General features: G+C 68.5%; 14 protein-coding genes. 9 read left to right on the top strand and 5 right to left on the bottom strand.

What is annotated here, in order from left to right:
- Nucleotides 1–125 precede the first annotated feature (125 nt).
- Entirely contained in the window at nucleotides 126–2114 is a 1989-nt protein-coding gene (locus BWI15_RS20480; protein WP_077015962.1) for an alpha-1,4-glucan--maltose-1-phosphate maltosyltransferase, read from the top strand.
- On the opposite strand, the gene BWI15_RS20475 is transcribed toward BWI15_RS20480, so the two are convergent.
- Together BWI15_RS20475 and BWI15_RS20470 are read right to left on the bottom strand one after the other, a co-directional pair.
- The gene (locus BWI15_RS20475) at nucleotides 2111–3286 is read right to left on the bottom strand and encodes a threonine synthase (RefSeq protein WP_077015961.1); all 1176 of its coding nucleotides are present in this window, start codon (nucleotides 3284–3286) and stop codon (nucleotides 2111–2113) included. The genes BWI15_RS20480 and BWI15_RS20475 overlap by 4 nt on opposite strands.
- Nucleotides 3287–3342: 56 nt before the next feature.
- Nucleotides 3343–3918 (bottom strand): winged helix-turn-helix domain-containing protein, encoded by a 576-nt coding sequence (locus tag BWI15_RS20470; RefSeq protein ID WP_077015960.1) that lies wholly within the window; start codon nucleotides 3916–3918, stop codon nucleotides 3343–3345.
- Nucleotides 3919–4243: 325 nt separating this feature from the next.
- Between BWI15_RS20470 and BWI15_RS20465 the strand changes: the two genes are divergently transcribed.
- From BWI15_RS20465 to BWI15_RS20455, 3 genes are all read left to right on the top strand, one after another.
- Nucleotides 4244–8608 (top strand): S8 family serine peptidase, encoded by a 4365-nt coding sequence (locus BWI15_RS20465; RefSeq protein ID WP_237771367.1) that lies wholly within the window; start codon nucleotides 4244–4246, stop codon nucleotides 8606–8608.
- A 317-nt stretch (nucleotides 8609–8925) separates the two neighbouring features.
- Nucleotides 8926–9129, top strand: coding sequence for a type II toxin-antitoxin system HicA family toxin (locus BWI15_RS20460; protein WP_077015958.1), 204 nt, complete (start codon nucleotides 8926–8928; stop codon nucleotides 9127–9129).
- Nucleotides 9130–9804, top strand: a complete 675-nt coding sequence (locus BWI15_RS20455) for a type II toxin-antitoxin system HicB family antitoxin (RefSeq protein ID WP_077015957.1) — start codon at nucleotides 9130–9132, stop codon at nucleotides 9802–9804.
- A gap of 230 nt (nucleotides 9805–10034) precedes the next feature.
- Here BWI15_RS20455 and BWI15_RS20450 read toward each other — a convergent pair whose 3' ends face one another.
- From BWI15_RS20450 to BWI15_RS20440, 3 genes are all read right to left on the bottom strand, one after another.
- On the bottom strand, nucleotides 10035–10631 hold the full coding sequence (locus BWI15_RS20450; protein WP_077015956.1) for a hypothetical protein: 597 nt from the start codon (nucleotides 10629–10631) through the stop codon (nucleotides 10035–10037).
- Nucleotides 10632–10781: 150 nt separating this feature from the next.
- Nucleotides 10782–11333 (bottom strand): winged helix-turn-helix domain-containing protein, encoded by a 552-nt coding sequence (locus tag BWI15_RS20445; RefSeq protein ID WP_077015955.1) that lies wholly within the window; start codon nucleotides 11331–11333, stop codon nucleotides 10782–10784.
- Nucleotides 11334–11573: 240 nt separating this feature from the next.
- On the bottom strand, nucleotides 11574–12845 hold the full coding sequence (locus tag BWI15_RS20440; protein WP_077015954.1) for a glycoside hydrolase family 18 protein: 1272 nt from the start codon (nucleotides 12843–12845) through the stop codon (nucleotides 11574–11576).
- A gap of 244 nt (nucleotides 12846–13089) precedes the next feature.
- Here BWI15_RS20440 and arfA point away from each other — a divergent pair, with 244 nt between their 5' ends.
- From arfA to BWI15_RS20415, 5 genes are all read left to right on the top strand, one after another.
- On the top strand, nucleotides 13090–14046 hold the full coding sequence (gene arfA, locus BWI15_RS20435) for a channel-forming protein ArfA/OmpATb (RefSeq protein WP_077015953.1): 957 nt from the start codon (nucleotides 13090–13092) through the stop codon (nucleotides 14044–14046).
- A gap of 104 nt (nucleotides 14047–14150) precedes the next feature.
- Complete coding sequence (locus BWI15_RS20430; RefSeq protein WP_077015952.1) at nucleotides 14151–14666, top strand: sunset domain-containing protein; 516 nt, start codon at nucleotides 14151–14153, stop codon at nucleotides 14664–14666.
- Nucleotides 14667–14717: 51 nt separating this feature from the next.
- On the top strand, nucleotides 14718–14909 hold the full coding sequence (locus BWI15_RS20425) for a type II toxin-antitoxin system HicB family antitoxin (protein ID WP_077015951.1): 192 nt from the start codon (nucleotides 14718–14720) through the stop codon (nucleotides 14907–14909).
- Between the two features lie 499 nt (nucleotides 14910–15408).
- Nucleotides 15409–17133: a maltose alpha-D-glucosyltransferase gene (gene treS, locus BWI15_RS20420; protein ID WP_077015950.1), complete on the top strand. Its 1725-nt coding sequence runs from the start codon at nucleotides 15409–15411 to the stop codon at nucleotides 17131–17133.
- Entirely contained in the window at nucleotides 17130–18563 is a 1434-nt protein-coding gene (locus BWI15_RS20415) for a maltokinase N-terminal cap-like domain-containing protein (protein WP_077015949.1), read from the top strand. The genes treS and BWI15_RS20415 overlap by 4 nt, the downstream gene beginning before the upstream one ends.
- Nucleotides 18564–18587: the final 24 nt, after the last annotated feature.

Below are 18587 nucleotides of genomic sequence, written 5' to 3'. Positions count from 1 at the left end.
TCCGCACTGTGGACGAACCGCGGGTCCGCATGACACCGGCGGGTCGCGGGAACCGATAACGTCAGAGACGACAAACTTCGACTGTCCGGCTCCGCGACCTCGAAAGCGAAGGTTCATCGACCACCATGACTGGGCGCATCCCGATCACCGACGTCAGCCCGACCGTCGACGCCGGAGCGTATCCGGCCAAGGCCTCGGTCGGCGAGACGTTCACCATCTCGGCCACGGTGTTCCGCGAAGGCCATGACGCGGTGAACGCCAACGTCGTCCTGACGTCCCCGTCGGGCCAGACCAGACGGATGCTGATGACCCCGGTCGGCCAGGGCACGGACCGGTGGACCGTCGACGTCACCCTGCAGGAGCAGGGCGCCTGGACGTTCGCCGTCGAGGGCTGGAGCGACCCGTACGGGACCTGGCGGCACAACGCCGAGATCAAGGTGCCGGCCGGGATCGACGTCGACCTGATGTTCGCCGAGGGCGCGGCCTTCTTCGACCGCGCGGCCGCGGGCGTACCGCCGGCCGTCCGGCTCGACCGCAGCACGCTGAGCGACGCCGCGCAGGCACTGGCCAACGGCGCGCTGCCGCCCGAGGCCCGGCTCGCCGCCGGCATCTCGCCGCAGGTCCGGTCCGCGCTCGGGCGGTACCCGGTGCGCGAGCTGATCACCTCCTCGGAGACCTACCCGATCTGGGTCGACCGGCAGCTCGCGCTGTACGGCAGCTGGTACGAGTTCTTCCCGCGCTCCGAAGGCGCGGTGTACGACGAGGAGACCGGGCAGTGGAAGTCCGGCACCTTCCGGACCGCGGCCAAGCGGCTCGACGCGGTCGCGGCGATGGGCTTCGACGTGCTCTACGTCCCGCCGATCCACCCCATCGGTACGTCGTACCGCAAGGGCCCGAACAACACCCTCGACCCCAAGCCCGGCGACCCGGGATCGCCGTGGGCGATCGGCTCCGAGGACGGCGGCCACGACGCGATCCACCCCGAGCTCGGCACCTTCGAGGACTTCGACTACTTCGTCGGCCGCGCCCGTGAGCTCGGCCTCGAGGTCGCGATCGACCTGGCCCTGCAGGCCTCGCCGGACCACCCGTGGGTCAAGGAGCACCCGAAGTGGTTCTCGGTCCGCGCCGACGGCTCGATCGCCTATGCGGAGAACCCGCCGAAGAAGTACCAGGACATCTACCCGATCAACTTCGACAACGATCCCGAAGGCATCTACGCCGAGGTGCTGCGGATCGTGAAGCTGTGGATCTCGCACGGCGTGACCGTGTTCCGGGTCGACAACCCGCACACCAAGCCGGTGAACTTCTGGCAGTGGCTGCTCGGCGAGATCCGGCAGACCGATCCGGACGTGGTGTTCCTGTCCGAGGCGTTCACCCGCCGGCCGATGATGCGCGAGCTGGCCAAGGTCGGCTTCCACCAGTCCTACACCTACTTCACCTGGCGCAACGAGAAGTGGGAGCTGGAGGAGTACCTGACCGAGCTGACGAAGGAGACCGGTCACTTCCTGCGGCCGAACTTCTTCGTCAACACCCCGGACATCCTGACCGCCTACCTGCAGTACGGCGGACCGGGTGCGTTCAAGATCCGGGCCGCGATCGCCGCCACCTCGTCACCGGCGTGGGGCGTGTACGCCGGCTTCGAGCTGTTCGAGCACGTCGCGCTCCGGCCGGGGTCCGAGGAGTACCTGGACACCGAGAAGTTCCAGCTGCGTCCGCGCGACTGGGACGCCGCGGCCGCCGAGGGACGCACGCTCGCGCCGTACCTGACGCTGCTGAACGCGGTCCGTCGCCGGCACCCGGCACTGCAGCAGCTGCGCAACCTCAGCCTGCACTCGGTCGAGGACGACGCGATCCTGTGCTACTCCAAGCGCACCACCGGACCGGACGGGCACACCGACACCGTCATCGTCGTGGTGAACACCGACCCGCACGCGGTCCGCGAGTCGATGGTCCACCTGGACATGGCCGCGCTCGGCATGCGGCCCGACGACACCTTCACCGTGTACGACGAGATCACCGGCGCGACCTGGCGCTGGGGCCAGAGCAACTACGTCAAGCTCGACCCGAACGGCGAGCCGGCCCACGTACTGGCCGTCCGCCGCGGCCAGGCCTAGAGCGGCACGGTCTCCGGGTACTTCAGGCCGGTCCCGGTGTTGAGGGCAACGACCCTCTCACCGGCCTTGATCCAGCCGGACTCCCGCAACCGGGCGACGGCGGCGAAGTTGGCGGCTCCTTCGGGACAGACGAAGGAGCCCTCCAGCTCTGCGCAGCGCCGTTGGGCGGCAAGGATCTCCTCGTCGTCCACGGCCACGGCACAGCCGCCGGTCTCCTGGATCGCCCGCAGTACCAGGAAGTCGCCGAGCGCCTTCGGCACCGTGATGCCGAAGGCAACGGTCTTCGCGTCGGGCCACGGCTCGCTCTCCGGTTTGCCCTGCTCCCAGGCCTGCACGATCGGAGCACAGCCGGACGCCTGTACGGCGACCAGACGCGGCAGCGGGCCCTCGACCCAGCCGAGTTCGAGCAGTTCGTTCAGGGCCTTCCAGATGCCGATCAGTCCGACGCCGCCGCCGGTCGGGTAGAGGATCACGTCGGGCAACTGCCAGCCGAGCTGCTCGGCGATCTCCAGCCCCATCGTCTTCTTGCCCTCGATCCGGTAGGGCTCCTTCAGCGTCGAGACGTCCTGGTAGCCCTCGCGCGTCGCGAGCTGCTCGCGGATCCACACCCCCGCGTCACCGATCAGCCCGTCGATCAGTTTCAGCTCGGCGCCGACGACACTCACCTCGCGCCGGCAGATCTCCGGAGCCGCTTCGGGCATCGCGATCAGCGCCTGCATCCCGGCCCGCACCGCGTACGCCGCCCAGGCCGACCCGGCGTTGCCGTTCGTCGGCATGGCGATCTTGCGCACGCCGACCTCCTTGGCGCGCGAGACGCCGACGGCCGCGCCGCGCGCCTTGAAGGTGCCGGTCGGAATGCGCCCTTCGTCCTTCATCAGCAGGTTCTCGACCCCGAGCTCCCGCCCGTACGCCGGCAGCCGGAGCAGCGGCGTCATCCCCTCCCCCAGCGTGACCACGTTCGCGGGATCGCGGACCGGCAGCAGCTCGTGGTAGCGCCACAGGTCGGGCGGGCGCGCGGCGACGTCGTCCTTGGTCAGCCCGGCGCGGATCTCGTCCAAGTCGTAGCGGACCAACAGAGGCGAGCCGCACGAGCACAGCCCGATCACCTGGTCCGGGTCGTGGCGGAGACCGCACTTGGGACATTCCAGCTGAGTCAGAGCGGAGAAGCGCACGATGCGACGCTACTCCGCCCGGTTACTGCCCGCCGTACACCGTCTACAGTCCGGACTCACCCCGCGCGCAGCCCGGTGATGGCCGGGCGCTGGTGGTCGGCCAGCCGGAAGCCCGTGCCGCGCACGGCGTCGATGGTGACCGTCGTACCGAGGTCGTCGAGCTTGCGCCGGACGCGTTTCACCAGCGAGTGCACGTCCCCCGTACCGCGCTGATGGCGGTTGCGCCAGACGGCCTGGTGCAACGCCTCGTACGTCCAGACGCGGACCGGCTCGGTCATCAACCTGGTGAGCAGATCGTGCTCCAGGTCGGTCAGCGGCACCTCACGTCCTCTCCACTGAGCGACCGAGCGCCGCGAGTCGATGGTCAGCGCATCCGTGCCGGCCTGCGCGGCGCCGGTGTGTGACGGCGCGGACTGCTCAGCAGGAGCCGACGGGGGCGGATCCTGGGCAGGGAGGAGCAGTTTGCGCAGTTCGTCCAGGCTGGAGACGAGCAGCAGCGGCGCGACGTCGTCGACCAGTTCGGCGAGCCGGACACGTTCTTCGGGGGACGCGGCGACGGCGATCAGCAGCGGGAAGGTCTGGTGATCGATGGTTCCGTCGTCGCGCGGGGCGGGGACACGGGCGGTGACCATCCGATCACGATGTCAACCTCTGCCTTAAATGGTCAACGAATTGACAAAGTCTGGCGAAACTTGCCCAGAACGCTCGTACTCCTGGTGACATCTTGCTCACGAAGTGTGCTTGTTGCGCTCGACTTCTGACACATAAGGTCCACGTCAGGTCCGCAGTGTCACAGCTCGCGACCTGGGGGGCACGGTGCGTTCGCAGAACCGGTTCATCACCGGCGGCCGCGGATCCGCCCGCACCTCCGCACGTTGGCTCGGGGGCCGACTCGGGGATGTTCAGTGAGGGGCACAGATGTCACATCAACGAAGTCGAGGGCTCGCCAGATCACTGGTGAGCACTCTCGCGGCGGTGGCCGTCGTCGCCACCGGGCTGGCCGCCACCGGCACCGCACAAGCCGCACCGGCCACGCCGGCCGCCGACCCGGCGTCCAAGATCAAGCCCGAGCTGCTCAGCAAGCTCCAGGGCAAGGACGCCAAGGAGGCCACCGACTACTGGGTCCGGTTCACCGCCAAGGCCGACCTGAGCAAGGCCAGCACGATCGCGGACTGGAACGCCCGCGGTACGGCGGTCGCCGCCGCGCTGCGCAAGACCGCGGCCGAGAGCCAGGCGAGCGTCAAGGCCGAGCTCGACGCGCAGCACGTGAAGTACCAGACCTTCTGGGGCACGAACGCGATCCGGATCAACGGCGGCTCGCTGGCGCTGGCCCAGACGCTGGCCCAGCACGCCGAGGTCGAGGGGCTGTACAACCCGACCGCGATCGAGGTGCCGAAGGTCACCGAAGGCAAGGACGAGCGGCAGATCAACGCGCTCGAGTGGGGTCTGGCCAACATCAACGCCGACGACGTCTGGTCGCAGTACGGCGACAAAGGCCAGGGCATCGTCATCGCCAACATCGACACCGGCGTGCAGTACGACCACCCGGCGCTGGTGAACTCCTACCGGGGCAACCTGGGCGGTGGCCAGTTCGACCACAACTACAACTGGTTCGACGCGGCCGGCTCCTCGCCGGCGCAGCCGTCCGACGGCAACGGCCACGGCACCCACACGATGGGCACGATGGTCGGTGACGACGGCGCGGGCAACCAGATCGGTGTCGCCCCGGCGGTCAAGTGGATCGCGGCCAACGGGTGCTGCCCGAGCGACGCCGCGCTGATCAGCTCCGGTGAGTGGATGCTCGAGCCGACCAACCTCGCCGGGCAGAACCCCGACGCGAGCAAGCGGCCGCACATCATCAACAACTCGTGGGGCTCGACCCTGCCCTCCAACGACCCGTTCATGGAGGACATCACGCTGGCCTGGACGGCGTCCGGCATCTTCGGTGCCTTCGCCAACGGCAACAGCGGGTCGGCCTGCCAGAGCAGCGGCTCGCCGGGCAGCCTGCAGAGCAACTACTCCGCCGGTGCCTACGACATCAACAACAACGTCGCGTCGTTCTCCGGCCGTGGTGTCGGCCAGAACGGCGAGATCAAGCCGAACATCTCGGCGCCGGGCGTGAACGTGCGCTCCAGCATCCCGGGCAGCGGCTACGCCAGCTTCAACGGCACCTCGATGGCCACCCCGCACCTCGCGGGCGTCATCGCGCTGCTGTGGTCGGCGGCTCCCGCGATCAAAGGTGACGTCAACGCCACCCGCGCGCTGCTGGACAACGCGGCGATCGACAAGGCCGACAGCCAGTGCGGTGGCACCACCGACGACAACAACGTGTACGGCGAGGGCCGGCTGGACGCGCTCGCGCTGCTGAACGCCGCCCCGATCGGTGACACCGGCACCCTGACCGGCAAGGTCAGCTCGGCCGGTGCCGCGCTCGCCGGCGCCACCGTCACGGCGAAGGCCGCCGGTCAGCCCGACCGGACGCTGACCACCGGTGCGGACGGTCGCTACTCGTCCGTGCTGCCGGCCGGCGAGTACACGCTGACCGCCGCGTCGTTCGGGTACAAGAGCCAGACCGCGACCGTCACGGTGACCGCGAACACGACCACCACCAAGGACTTCGTGCTGGAGTCCGCGCCGACGGTCAACATCGGCGGCACGGTCAGCGACGGCTCCGGCCACGGCTGGCCGCTGTACGCGAAGGTCAGCGTCGAGGGACCGGGTGGCGTGTTCGACTACACCACCCCGACCAACGGCCGGTACAGCTTCAAGGTGCCGTCCGGCAGCGACTACACGCTGAAGGTCGAGTCGCAGTACCCGGGCTACCAGACCGTCAGCCAGCCGGTCACGGTCGGCGCGACGAACGTCACCAAGAACATCGCCGTACCGGTTCGCTCCGACGCCTGCGCCACGGCGCCGGGCTACCGCAACGGGTCGGACGGCCTCTACGAGACCTTCGACGCCACCACCGCGCCGAGCGGCTGGACCGTCGTGGACAACAAGGGCAACGGCCAGGTCTGGAAGTTCGAGGACGTCGGCAACCGGGGCAACCTGACCGGTGGCGGCGGCGGCTTCGCGATCGTGGACAGCGACAAGTACGGCTCCGGCCAGTCGCAGGACACCTCGCTGGTCAGCCCGTCGGTCGACCTGACCGGCGTCACCGCGCCGGTGATCCGCTTCAACCAGGACCTCAACTGGCTGGGCGGCGAGAAGGCCGACGTCGACCTGTCGATCGACGGCGGCGCCACCTGGACCAACGTGCTCCGTCAGTCCACCGCGGACGCCCGCGGCGTGAAGGAGATCGCGATCCCGCAGGCGGCCGGGCAGTCCGCCGTACAGGTCCGCTTCCACTACTACGACGCCTCGTACGAGTGGTGGTGGCAGGTCGACAGCGTGCTGATCGGCACCCAGATCACCTGTGAGCCGACCGGCGGCGGCATCGTCGTCGGCAACGTCAAGGACGCCAACACCGGTGGGTTCGTCAACGGCGCCGTCGTCACCCGTGACGACAAGCCCAGCGAGTCCGCCGTCACCGTCGCCACGCCGGAGGACACCGGCCTGAACGACGGCTTCTACTGGCTGTACTCCGCCGACTCCGGCCCGCACGGCTACACCGCCAAGGCCGGCGGCTACGTCAGCGCCAGCCAGAACGTCGACGTGGAAGCCGACTGGGTCACCCTGGCCGACTACACGCTGGCGGCCGGCCGGCTGTCGGTCACGCCGGGCACGATCGAGGGCAACCTGCGGCTGCCCAGCGGCAAGGTGACCAAGTCCTTCACGGTCAAGAACACCGGTGGCGCACCGGTGGACGTGAAGTTCGGCGAGCGCGACGGCGGCTTCGAGATCGCCAACGCCAACGGCAGCACCACCACGAAGTCCCAGGTGCTGACCGGCACCGGCGCTCCGCTGCAGCGGCTCGAGGTGCCGACGTCGTTCGCCAGCAAGCTGTCCGGCAAGATGGCCGGCACGCCCGCCGTACCGGCGCCGCTCGCGGCTCCGTGGGCCGACATCGCCGACTACCCGGCGGTCGTGATGGACAACCGGGTGGTCAACCTCGACGGCAAGATCTACTCGCTCGCCGGCGGGAACGGCTCCGCGTCCAGCGCGAACAACTACGTGTACGACCCGGCCTCGCTGGCCTGGACCGCGATCGCCCCGCTGCCGGGCGCCCGCAACGCGATCACCGTCGGCGCCGTCGGCGGCAAGATCATCGCCAGCTCCGGCTGGGGAACGTCCGGCCCGGACGCCGCGACCTGGTCCTACGACCCGGCCGCGAACGCCTGGACCGCGGTGGCGAACAACCCGGCGCCGCGCGCGGCCGCCGGCCAGGCCGTCCTGGACGGCAAGCTGTACGCGATCGGTGGCTGCACCACGGCCTCCTGCACCCCGATGTCGAACACCGCGGTGCGCTACGACGCGGCGGCCAACGCCTGGGAGCCGATCGCGAACTACCCGAAGTCGGTGGCCTTCGCCTCCTGCGGCGCGATCGACGGCAAGATCTACTGCTCCGGCGGTAACGACGGCGCGGCCGCTCAGAAGAGCAGCTACGTCTACGACCCGGCCACCAACGCCTGGTCCCCGATCGCCGACTCCCCGGCCGACCACTGGGCGGCGTCGTTCGCCGTCGCCGGTGGCAAGCTGCTGGTCGTCGGCGGTGTCCAGACCGGCGCCGTCACGAACGCGGGCTTCGCGTTCGACCCGGCCACCGGCACCTGGGCGGCGCTGCCGAACGCCAACAACCCCCGCTACCGCGGTGGCGCGGCGTGCGGCTTCTACAAGGTCGGCGGCTCGTCCGGCGGCTTCACCGCGACCGTCGACAGCGAGGCCCTGCCGGGTCTCGAGGACTGCGCCGAGTCGTCGGCCGACGTCAGCTGGCTGAGCATCGACAAGACCGAGGCCACCCTGGCCCCGGGCGCCAGCACGACGGTCAAGGTCACGCTCACCGCGAGCGTCGACCAGCCCGGCAAGTACACCGGCTCGGTCACCATCGCCGAGAACACGCCGTACAGCGTGGACCCGGTGGCGGTCACGATGAACGTCACCCCGCCGACCACCTGGAGCAAGCTGTCCGGCACGGTCACCGGCGTCGCCACCAACGGCACCACCGTCCCGCTGGCCGGCGCCATCGTCCAGGTCGACTCGTGGGCGTCGTCGTACACCTTCACCACCACCAGCCAGGGCACGTACGCGTACTGGCTGGACCGTAGGAACAACCCGCTCACCCTGATCGCCGCCAAGGACGGCTACAAGCCCCAGACCCGCACCACTCGTCTGGTAGCAGGCACGCCGGTCGTGGAGGACTTCGCACTGAAGGCCATCCGGTAACGACCACCTAGCAACGACCCGGCCCCCGCTCAGAACCTTGGGCGGGGGCCGGGTGCGTTGGAGGGCAACGACAGAAAGACGAGCAACACCAGAGAGCCAGGACCGAGACCAGCGAGAGAACACAACAACAGAACAGACAGAACAAAGATGAAGAAACACGAAGAGTGGGCCGCAGGCCGTCCCCCTGTGCCAACAGCGCAGCCACGCTGTGGCTGAGGGAACGGATCTGCCGCCGATAAACCGTCCGAGCTCGGATCGACCGCTACAACTGTCTAGTCGAATTGCCTTGAATGTGTCTACCTCACTAGACTAAAGTGATGGTGAGCGAACTGCCGACACGAAAGGTCGTGAAGGCCTTCAAGGATGCTGGCTGGACGCGGGGGCGAACGCAGGGCTCGCACAGTGTCTACGACTGCCCCTGCGGGCAGCACACCTTCAGCCTGCCGGATGGCCACAAGACGATCTCGCCCGGCGTCGTGCGGAAGGTGAACGATGCACTCACCAGCTGCAAGGAGAAGTAGATGAAGACCTACGACGCGCTAGTCACTCGCGACGGCCGCTGGTGGATGATCGAGATTCCTGAACTGGATGGGCTCACTCAGGCTCGTCGATTGGACGAGGTCGAGAAAATGGCGCGCGAGTACATCGCAGTGACTCTTGACGTTCCGATGTCTCAGGTGGCCGTGTCCGTGTCCGGAGTCGAGGTCGCGGGCCAGGACCTCCTCGAAGCCAAGGCGCTCGTTGAGGACTTGCGACGGCACGCGAAGCAAGTGGAAGAGCTTGTCGCGGATCTCACCCGACAGCTCGCATCGGCGCTGTCGAGCGCGAGCGTTCCAGTTCGCGATGTGAGCAAGGTTCTCGGGGTCTCTCACCAACGAGTGTCGCAGTTGGTGCAGTCCGCTACGACGGGGCCGGCATCTTCGTTGGCGCGGTTGATTGCGACAGCTCAAGCTGAGCACGACAGCGATCTCATGGTTCGCCTCAAGCCTGGCCACGAGCCAGTGATCGTTGAGGTCAAGAGCTCCGGCAAGACGACGGCGTCGAAGAAACAAGCATCGACACGAACTCGCGCTCAAGCTCCGGATCATGGCGCCTCCGCCTCTCGAAGAGGTGTGACCATGGCTACCGAAGGCAAGACCAAGCGACGAACCATCGCTGGACGTGCCGCAAAGAAGACAGGCGCCAAGACCAGCTAGGCGTCTTGCCCAGGAACTGCCCGGGATGGCTCCTCACACCTTGGCACCATTTGATGCCAAGGTGTGGAACAGACGACGTCATGCCACTCGGCGCGGCAGTGGCGGTCTCGGCCGCAAATTCGGGGCGGCCTCGGACCAGTCAGTCCCAGCCGTCCTTACCATCGAGGCGTTGGCCTTTGCTTCCCCCTCGAAAACCGGCTTCGACTACCGAGCGGCGCTACCGGCCGCCCTCAGGATTGCCAGAGGAATGTGGCCTCGGCGCAGGGCAGGCAGGCGAAGGCGTAGCCGCTGCCGCCTCCGAAGTTCATCTCCGTCCGGCTCAGCCCTTGCTCCAACTGAGCCACGAGGTTCATGGGCTGCGTGCACGACGCACAGGTCGGCGTCTCGTCGCCCTGCAACCAGGACGGAGTACCGCCCAGCTGACCGAGGATCTCCCGGCGGGGCCGGCCATTGGTCTTCGCCCACTGCTCGCGTGCGGTCTCGTACGGGGCGTCGTCGGTCACCAGATCGATTCCAGAGGCTTCCGGCAGACGGGTCTCGCCCTCCGCTGGGACCTGGGCAGGCGCAAGCTCGCTCGCAGGGAACACGAGCGCCCGATTGCCACCGGCAGCCGGGTCCCACTCCTCGCACAGGCCGGGGTCGTTCGCGCACATGAAGATCGCTACGGCGTGCTCACCCGTCAGCACCTGCGCGAGGAACTGCATCGAGCCGGAGCACATGGCGCATGTCGGCCAGGTGAAGTCAGCCGGCGCCAACGGAACCCCGCCGGTGCGAGTCGTCGGCGCGTCGTCGGCGACTGGACCGGCGTAGGTCATCAGAGTCGTCATGGTTGGGCAGCCTAATGGGGCGGAGGACCGCCGGCGGCGCGTCTGTCGCTTTCCCCAGCCACAGCGTGCCTGGACTTGGGCGGGGCGGACGGGCCTACGACCCCACTGTGTCTTTGTTCTTTGGTCTTGCTCTTCTGCTCGAAGCCTTGTTCAGGCCGCCGGTAGCAGGTGGAAGCCGACGCCCCTGACCGCATGAATGGTGACCGTGGCGCCGAGGTCGGCGAGTTTTTGGCGGAGGCGTTTGACCACCGAATGGATGTGGGAGCCGTGGCCGAGATGTTCGTTGCCCCAGACGGCGTGGTGGAGGCGTTGGTAGGTCCAGACCTGGCCGGGTTTTTGCACCAGGCAGGTGAGGAAGTCGTGTTCCAGGCGAGTGAGGGGGACCTCGCGGTCCTTCCAGCGGACGACGCGGCGGTCCTCGTCGAGGCGTAGGGCGGCGGGGAGGGCTACCACGTTGTCGACGACCTCGGCTGCCTCGATCTGGGCAGGAGTCTCAACCGCGGGTTCCGGCGGGAGGACACCCGGCGTCAGTACGACGGGCGTCGACGTACCGGCGGTCAGGTCCAGGAACGCCCGGGCCTGGTCGGCGCTGGCGACCAGGAGCAGGGCGTCGGCGCCGCTCAAGAGGCGGGCCAGCTGGACGCGTTCGGCGCTGGTTGCGCCGACGCCGATGATCAACGAAGAGTCCGGCACGGTTTCCATGGAGCCCCCTCCTCAAACGCCTGCCGGGACAAGTACGCTCAACTGCGAGGGTGAAGTCAAGGGAAACCCTGCGAGACGACGTGGCACATCTGCGCCCTGGCCGACACCGGCCAACCTTGCGTCCGAGGAACATTGGCCTGTAGCGCACCCTTCTTCGGACGCAACGGGACACAGGAAAAGGCGTCCGGACCTCCTGCCGGGACGGGGCAGAAGGACCGGACGCGGGGAAGGGCTGCCGGATCAGCCGATGGTCCTGACGGCGGTGATCAGCGCGCCGCTGCTGGTGTCGCCGGACAGCTCCCAGAAGAACGCGCCGCCGAGACCCTGCTGGTTGGCGTACGTCATCTTGCCGCGGATCGTCGCGGGGGTGTCGTAGCCCCACCACTGGCCGTTGCAGAACGCGTACGCCGTACCGCCGACGGTCCCGGTGGACGGGCAGCGGGTGGAGATCAGCTTGTAGTCCTCGATACCGGCCTCGTACTTGCCGGGCGCGGCGCCGGTCGCGCGACCGCCCGGGGCGGCCTGGGTGACGCCGGTCCAGCCGCGGCCGTAGAAGCCGATGCCGAGCAGGATCTTCGAGGCCGGGATGCCTTTGCTCTTCAGCTTCTGGATCGCCGCGTCGCTGTGGAAGCCGGCCTGCGGGATCCCGCTGTACGACGTGAGCGGCGAGTGCGGCGCGGTCGGGCCCTGGGCGTTGAAGGCGCCGAAGTAGTCGTAGGTCATCGGCATGATCCAGTCGAGCTTCTGCGCGGCGGTCGCGTAGTCGGTGGCGTCGATCTTGCCGCCGTTGGTGCCGTCGGCGGTGATCGCGGCGGTCACCAGCGCGGACGAACCGAACCGGGTGCGCAGCGCGCTGATCACATTGTTGAACGCGTTCGGCCCGGAGGTGTCGCAGCTCAGACCGCAGGCGTTCGGGTACTCCCAGTCGATGTCGATGCCGTCGAACACGTCGGCCCAGCGCGGGTCCTCGACCAGCTTGTAGCAGGAGTCGGCGAACGCGGCCGGGTTCTTGGCGGCCTCGGTGAAGCCGCCCGACCAGGTCCAGCCGCCGAACGACCAGACCACCTTGATGTTCGGGAACTCGCGCTTCAGCTTGCGCAACTGGTTGAAGTTGCCGCGCAGCGCGCCGGCGTCCCAGGTGTCGGCGACGCCGTCGACCGAGCCGGCCGCGTCGTACGCCTTGTCGTAGGCGGCGTAGGAGTCGCCCATCGCGCAGCGCCCGCCGGTGGTGTTGCCGAAGGCGTAGACGATGTTGGTCAGCTTCGCGGCCGATCCGCTCGTCTTGATGTTCTTGACGTGGTAGTTGCGGTCGTAGACACCCCACTCGGTGAAGTAGCCGACGACACGTTTGCCGGCGGCGACCGCGTTCGTGCCGTCCTGCTGCTCGACGACGCGGGTCGGCAGCGGCTGGGCGGCGTCCTCGGACGGGGTGGCCGCGACGGCGGCCGGTACCACTCCGGTGCCGAGCAGTGCGAGCGCGGCGACGAGGGTGGGCAGGGATCGAATCCTCATGTGGTCCTCCAGGGGGGCGGGAGAGGCACTGTGCGCACCCTACTCAGCACAGCAGGTTAAGAAAAGAAGAAACCGAAATAAAAATGTCCACGCGATCACCTGACCACCCGGCAACGCCACCGAGGTCGCGGCGGGACAACGGTGGACATCAGGCGTGATCAGAGCGTGGTCCGGGGTGCAGCCGAACCGATTCACCGAGTAATCTCCTCGCGCACGGTCAATGACCGTATCGACGGAGGAACACGTGCCTGGATCACCGCGGCGACCCGCTCGGATCTGGCTGCTTGCCGTCCTCGTCGTGCCCGTGGTGCTGACCGCCCTGCTGGTCGCGTTCAAGGGCGACGGCCTGAGCAACGCGACCGCCGACGAAGCCGGTACGGCGCAACCGCCCGCGCCGACGACGACCACTCCCCCGAGCGCCTCGACCACCGTCGTCCCGCCGCAGCCCACGGCCGCGCCGTTCTCGGTCGCGTGGACCGAGGACACCGGCCTCAGCGTCACCGCCTCACTGCAGGACCAGGCCGCCCGCGACAAGGTGGTCGACGAAATCCAGTCGTTGCTCGACACCAACGAGACCTTCGGCGACCAGCTGACCGTCGACGCTGCGACCGGCCTGGCGAATCCCAACGCCCTGGTCGGCCTCCTGCAAGCTCTGCGCGCGGCGACCGGCGACGTCGCCGTCCGGTACGACGGGACGACGATCACCCTGACCGGCGACGTCGCCGACCAGGCGACCAAGGCGACCGCGGCGCGGGCGGCGGCGAAAGCTGTGCCGGGCGCCGTCGTCGCGAACCAGCTGCGCGTGCCGACGGCCGTGAAACCGCCGGTGAGCGAGGCGTGTCAGACCTTCGAGAGCCGGCTCGCCCAGCTGACCGGTCAGCACAAAATCCTCTTCCTGTCCGGAACGGCGATCGTCAGCGAGCGGTCGCGGGGATCGGTCGAGCGGGTCGCCGCGCTGCTGAAGAGCTGCGCCACCGCCCGGATCGAGGTCGCCGGTCACACCGACAACCTCGGCGACCCGTCGACGAGCCTGCCGCTGTCGCAGCGCCGCGCGGACGCCGTGACCGCCCAGCTGGTCCGGCTCGGCGTACCGGCCGGGCGGATCATCAGCCGCGGGTACGGCGAGTCCGAGCCGGTCGCGTCCAACAGAACCTCCGCCGGGCGGATCGCGAACCGCCGGGTCGAGATCCGAGTCCCGTAGGGGTTGTCGATGAGTTCGCTGTACGCCCAGCTGTGGGTCCTGCTGCTGGCCTCGTTCGTGCTCGGCAGCGCCGCCGCCTATCTCGTCCACCGGAGCCTGCACCGATGAGCACGCTCGCCCGCGACAACTGGCCGTGGCTCCTGCTCGCGTTCCTGCTCGGCGCCGTCATCACCTGGCTTCTGCTCAGCCGCCGGGAGTCCCCGGTGGCCGAGGAAGAGCCCGCGGCAGAACCGGTGGAAGAGAAGGTGCTGGTCACCGCCGGCGCCCCGGCCGCCGAAGCCGAAGCCGAAGCCGAGGCGAAGCCCGAGCCGGAACGACAACCTTCCTTCTCCCAGCGCATGGACCCCGAGGACTCCCCCACGCCGGCACTGTTCGACGGCTCCGGCCGCGCCGTCGTCCCTGGACAGTTCGGCCCGGGGTCGGCCGACGCCGTCGAGCACCAGAGCCCGCCGGACGGCTTCACGATCAAGGCCACCACCGAGTCGATGCTGTTCCACACTCCGGACTCGCCGTACTACGGCCGCACCCGGCCCGAGGTCTGGTTCCGCACCGAGTCCGACGCCGAACGCGCCGGTTTCACCAAGTACGTACCCAAGCCGCGGCGGTCTCCCCGCTCGTGACGCCTCACCGCCGCTAGCATCGGCGGAACGCCCCGGGAACCTGGAGGACCAGTGCAGCGCGAGATCTCTGTCCCTTTCACCGCCGAGCAGGACGAGGACGGGGTTTGGAGCGCCGCCGCGGCACTCACCCCGGACGCGTTCGCCAACGGTCAGGGCCCGACCCGGGAAGCGGCGATCGAGGACCTCAAGGAAGCCATCGCCCTGCTGGCCGAGGAGGTCGGTGTACCGGACCACTGGTTGTGACGCTCGAGGTCGACTGATGGGCTTGTGCCTCGAAGAAGTTCCGTGACTTCGAGAAGGACCCCGCCAAGGCCGGAGTCAGCCGCGAGAGGGCGGTCGCCGTGGTCGTGACCGTGGTCGGGGCCGGGGTAAGTGAGGTCGCAGAGCGCGGCGATCCAGGCGGTTCGTGCGGTCGCCGCGCGGTGACCAGAACTAACGCGCGAGCGGGCCGGAAGCAACGCGGTACGGATAACGAATCGGACGGAAAATAGGGGGATCAGGCCCCTATTTGCTTGTACTGGCAAACCGGCGTCACACTGACTCCAACGCCGGTCCGGACCGCTGTCCCACGGCGCCGATCCACAGCACCCCGGACACCCTCCGGACACTGTTTCCTTTTGAGATGCCCACGACCGGGTACGGGATGCAGAGCCCGCCCCCGGTGTCCACCCGCGCGTCGCCGGAATCGTCCGGCGGCGGCAGCCGCAAGTACCGCTAGGTTTGGACCGAGGGGATACACCCGATGGAGGTGAGCGTGACCGACATGCTGCCGGAGCAGCACCACGGACTGACGAAGAGTGACCCGCTGTGGTTCAAGCGGGCCGTCTTCTACGAAGTCCTCGTGCGGTCATTCAAGGACTCGAACGCCGACGGAATCGGCGACCTGCAAGGCTTGACCGAGAAGCTCGACTATCTCGAGTGGCTCGGCGTGGACTGTCTGTGGTTACCGCCGTTCTACCCCTCACCTCTGCGTGACGGCGGCTACGACATCTCCGACTACACCAACGTGATGCCGGAAGTCGGCACGATCGCCGACTTCGCCGCGTTCATGGAGGCCGCGCACGCGCGCGGCATCCGGATCATCGTCGACTTCGTGATGAACCACACCTCGGACCAGCACCCCTGGTTCCAGGCGTCGCGCACCGATCCCGACGGCCCGTACGGCGACTTCTACGTCTGGTCCGACAACGACGAGGCCTACTCCGACGCCCGGATCATCTTCGTCGACTCCGAGACCTCGAACTGGACCTGGGACCCGGTCCGCCAGCAGTACTTCTGGCACCGGTTCTACTCCAACCAGCCCGACCTGAACTTCGAGAACCCGGCCGTCGGCGACGCGATGATCGAGGCGCTGAAGTTCTGGCTCGACCTCGGCGTGGACGGCTTCCGGCTGGACGCCGTGCCGTACCTGTTCGAGGAGGAGGGCACCAACTGCGAGAACCTGCCCAGGACGCACGAGTTCCTGAAGCGGGTCCGCAAGGAGGTGGACGCGAACTACACCGACCGCGTCCTGCTCTGCGAGGCCAACCAGTGGCCCGGCGACGTGGTCGAGTACTTCGGCGACCGCGAGTCCGGTGGCGACGAGTGCCAGATGGCCTTCCACTTCCCGGTGATGCCGCGGATCTTCATGGGGGTACGGCGCGAGTCGCGCTTCCCGATCTCGGAGATCCTGGCCCAGACCCCGCAGATCCCCGACACCTGTCAGTGGGGCATCTTCCTGCGCAACCACGACGAGCTCACGCTCGAGATGGTGACCGACGAAGAGCGCGACTACATGTGGGGCGAGTACGCCCAGGACCCGCGGATGAAGGCCAACATCGGCATCCGCCGCCGGCTCGCGCCGTTGCTCGACAACGACGTGAACCGGATGGAGCTGTTCACCGCGATGCTGCTGTCGCTGCCCGGCTCGCCGATCCTGTACTACGGCGACGAGATCGGCATGGGCGACAACATCTGGCTCGGTGACCGCGACGGTGTCCGGACCCCGATGCAGTGGTCCCCGGACCGCAACGCGTCGTTCTCGACCGCGACGCCGGGCAAGCTCAGCCTGCCGGTGATCATGGACCCGGTCTACGGGTACCAGGCGGTCAACGTCGAGGCCGAGATGGAAAACGCCTCGTCGCTGCTGCACTGGACCCGGCGGATGATCCAGACCCGCAAGCAGCACCCGTGTTTTGGCATGGGTACTTTCACGGATCTGGGCGGCTCGAACCCGAGCGTGCTCTCGTACATCCGGGAGTTCGGGGACGACGTCGTCCTGTGCGTGAACAACCTGTCGCGGTTCCCGCAGCCGATCGAGCTGGACCTGCGGCAGTGGCAGGGCGTCGAGCCGGTGGAGCTGCTCGGCGGCGTGCACTTCCCGACCATCGGTGAGCTGCCGTACCTGCTGACCCTGGGCGCGCACGGCTTCTACTGGTTCCGGCTGCCGGTGAACAAGTCGGCCGATCGTGAGGAGAGCTCTTCGTGACTTCCCATCTGGACCAGGTCCAGTCCTTCTGCACCCACCAGCGCTGGTTCGGTGAGAAAGGACACGACGTCGACGTCGAAGCGATGGCCACCTCGGTGTGGCTGTCGGACGAGGGCGTCTGGCCCGCGGTCCGGATCGGGTTCGTCTACTGCTCCGGTCCGCCCGGGGCGGAGAACGCCATTCGCGTCTACCAGTTGCCGCTCAGCTACCACACCGCGCCGGTCGACAACCTCGGCCACGCACTGGTCGGCGAGTGGGACGAGCCGGACCTGGGCGACACCCGGGTCTGGGTGTACGACGCCCTGCACGACAAGGAAGCCACGCCGTACTGGCTGGACGCCCTCACCCACGGGCGTCAGCTGGCCGGGCTGGAGTTCCACCCGGTGCACGCGCCGGAGCGCACGCTCGTCGTCCCGGACGACGCGCAGTCGCTGGTGCTCACGGTCGAGCAGAGCAACACGTCGCTGGTCTTCGGCGACACCGCGCTGCTGAAGGTGTTCCGCCGGCTCGAGCCCGGGAGCAATCCCGGCGTCGAGATCGAGTCGGCGCTCACCGAGGCGGGTTCCGAACTGGTGCCCGAGGTGCTCGGGTCGGCGCGTGGCTCCTGGCCGCGCGCCGGCGGCGGCACCGACTCCGGCGACCTGGCGATGATGACGGCGTTCGCGAAGAACTCCACCGACGGCTGGTCGTATGCGACCACCTCGGTTCGCGACCTGTACGCCGAAGCCGATCTGCACGCCGAGGAGGTCGGCGGTGACTTCGCCGGTGAGTCGCACCGGCTCGGCGCCGCGACCGCCGAGGTGCACTCGGAGCTGGCCAAGGCGCTCGGCACGGACGTGTGGGCGCCGGACCAGATGATCCAGCACGCGGCCGCGATGCAGCGCCGGCTGGACAAGGCCGCGGCGGCGATCCCCGAGCTGCGCCCGTACGCCGAGGGCCTGAGCCGGGCCTTCACCGCGCTCGCGGAGCACGGCCAGGACGTGCCGGTGCAGCGGATCCACGGTGACTTCCACCTGGGTCAGGTACTGCGCACGATCGACGGCTGGAAGCTGATCGACTTCGAGGGCGAGCCGGCCAAGTCGCTGGTCGAGCGGCGGGCGCTGGACACCCCGATCAAGGACATCGCCGGGATGCTGCGCTCGTTCGACTACGCGGCCCGGTCGCTGCTGGCCGACCACCAGGGCGACCAGCAGATCGCTTACCGCGCCGCCGAGTGGGCGAACCGGAACCGTCGCGCGTTCTGCGACGGGTACGCCGAGGTGGCCGGCACCGACCCGCGCGATCAGGGCGTGCTGCTCAGCGCGTTCCTGGCCGACAAGGTGATCTACGAGACGATGTACGAGGCGCGCAACCGGCCGTCCTGGCTGCCGATCCCGCTCGCCGCGGCCGCTCAGCTGAGCACGACGGAGTCGTCCACCGACGACGACTGACCCCAGCAGGGGTGGCCCGGGCGC

The organism is Kribbella sp. ALI-6-A (assembly GCF_001984195.1).
Lineage (GTDB): Bacteria > Actinomycetota > Actinomycetes > Propionibacteriales > Kribbellaceae > Kribbella.
Note: the sequence above shows the minus strand (reverse complement) of the source record. Positions and strands in the feature narration are given on the sequence as shown.

Bases quoted from the DNA above. Each gene is read 5' to 3' on its own strand.
- BWI15_RS20470 (WP_077015960.1), bottom strand. From the start codon at position 3,918: ATGGTCACCGCCCGTGTCCCCGCCCCGCGCGACGACGGAACCATCGAT.
- BWI15_RS20445 (WP_077015955.1), bottom strand. From the start codon at position 11,333: ATGGAAACCGTGCCGGACTCTTCGTTGATCATCGGCGTCGGCGCAACC.
- BWI15_RS20455 (WP_077015957.1), top strand. From the start codon at position 9,130: ATGAAGACCTACGACGCGCTAGTCACTCGCGACGGCCGCTGGTGGATG.
- BWI15_RS20440 (WP_077015954.1), bottom strand. From the start codon at position 12,845: ATGAGGATTCGATCCCTGCCCACCCTCGTCGCCGCGCTCGCACTGCTC.
- treS (WP_077015950.1), top strand. From the start codon at position 15,409: ATGGAGGTGAGCGTGACCGACATGCTGCCGGAGCAGCACCACGGACTG.
- BWI15_RS20460 (WP_077015958.1), top strand. From the start codon at position 8,926: ATGGTGAGCGAACTGCCGACACGAAAGGTCGTGAAGGCCTTCAAGGAT.
- BWI15_RS20450 (WP_077015956.1), bottom strand. From the start codon at position 10,631: ATGACGACTCTGATGACCTACGCCGGTCCAGTCGCCGACGACGCGCCG.
- BWI15_RS20480 (WP_077015962.1), top strand. From the start codon at position 126: ATGACTGGGCGCATCCCGATCACCGACGTCAGCCCGACCGTCGACGCC.
- BWI15_RS20430 (WP_077015952.1), top strand. From the start codon at position 14,151: ATGAGCACGCTCGCCCGCGACAACTGGCCGTGGCTCCTGCTCGCGTTC.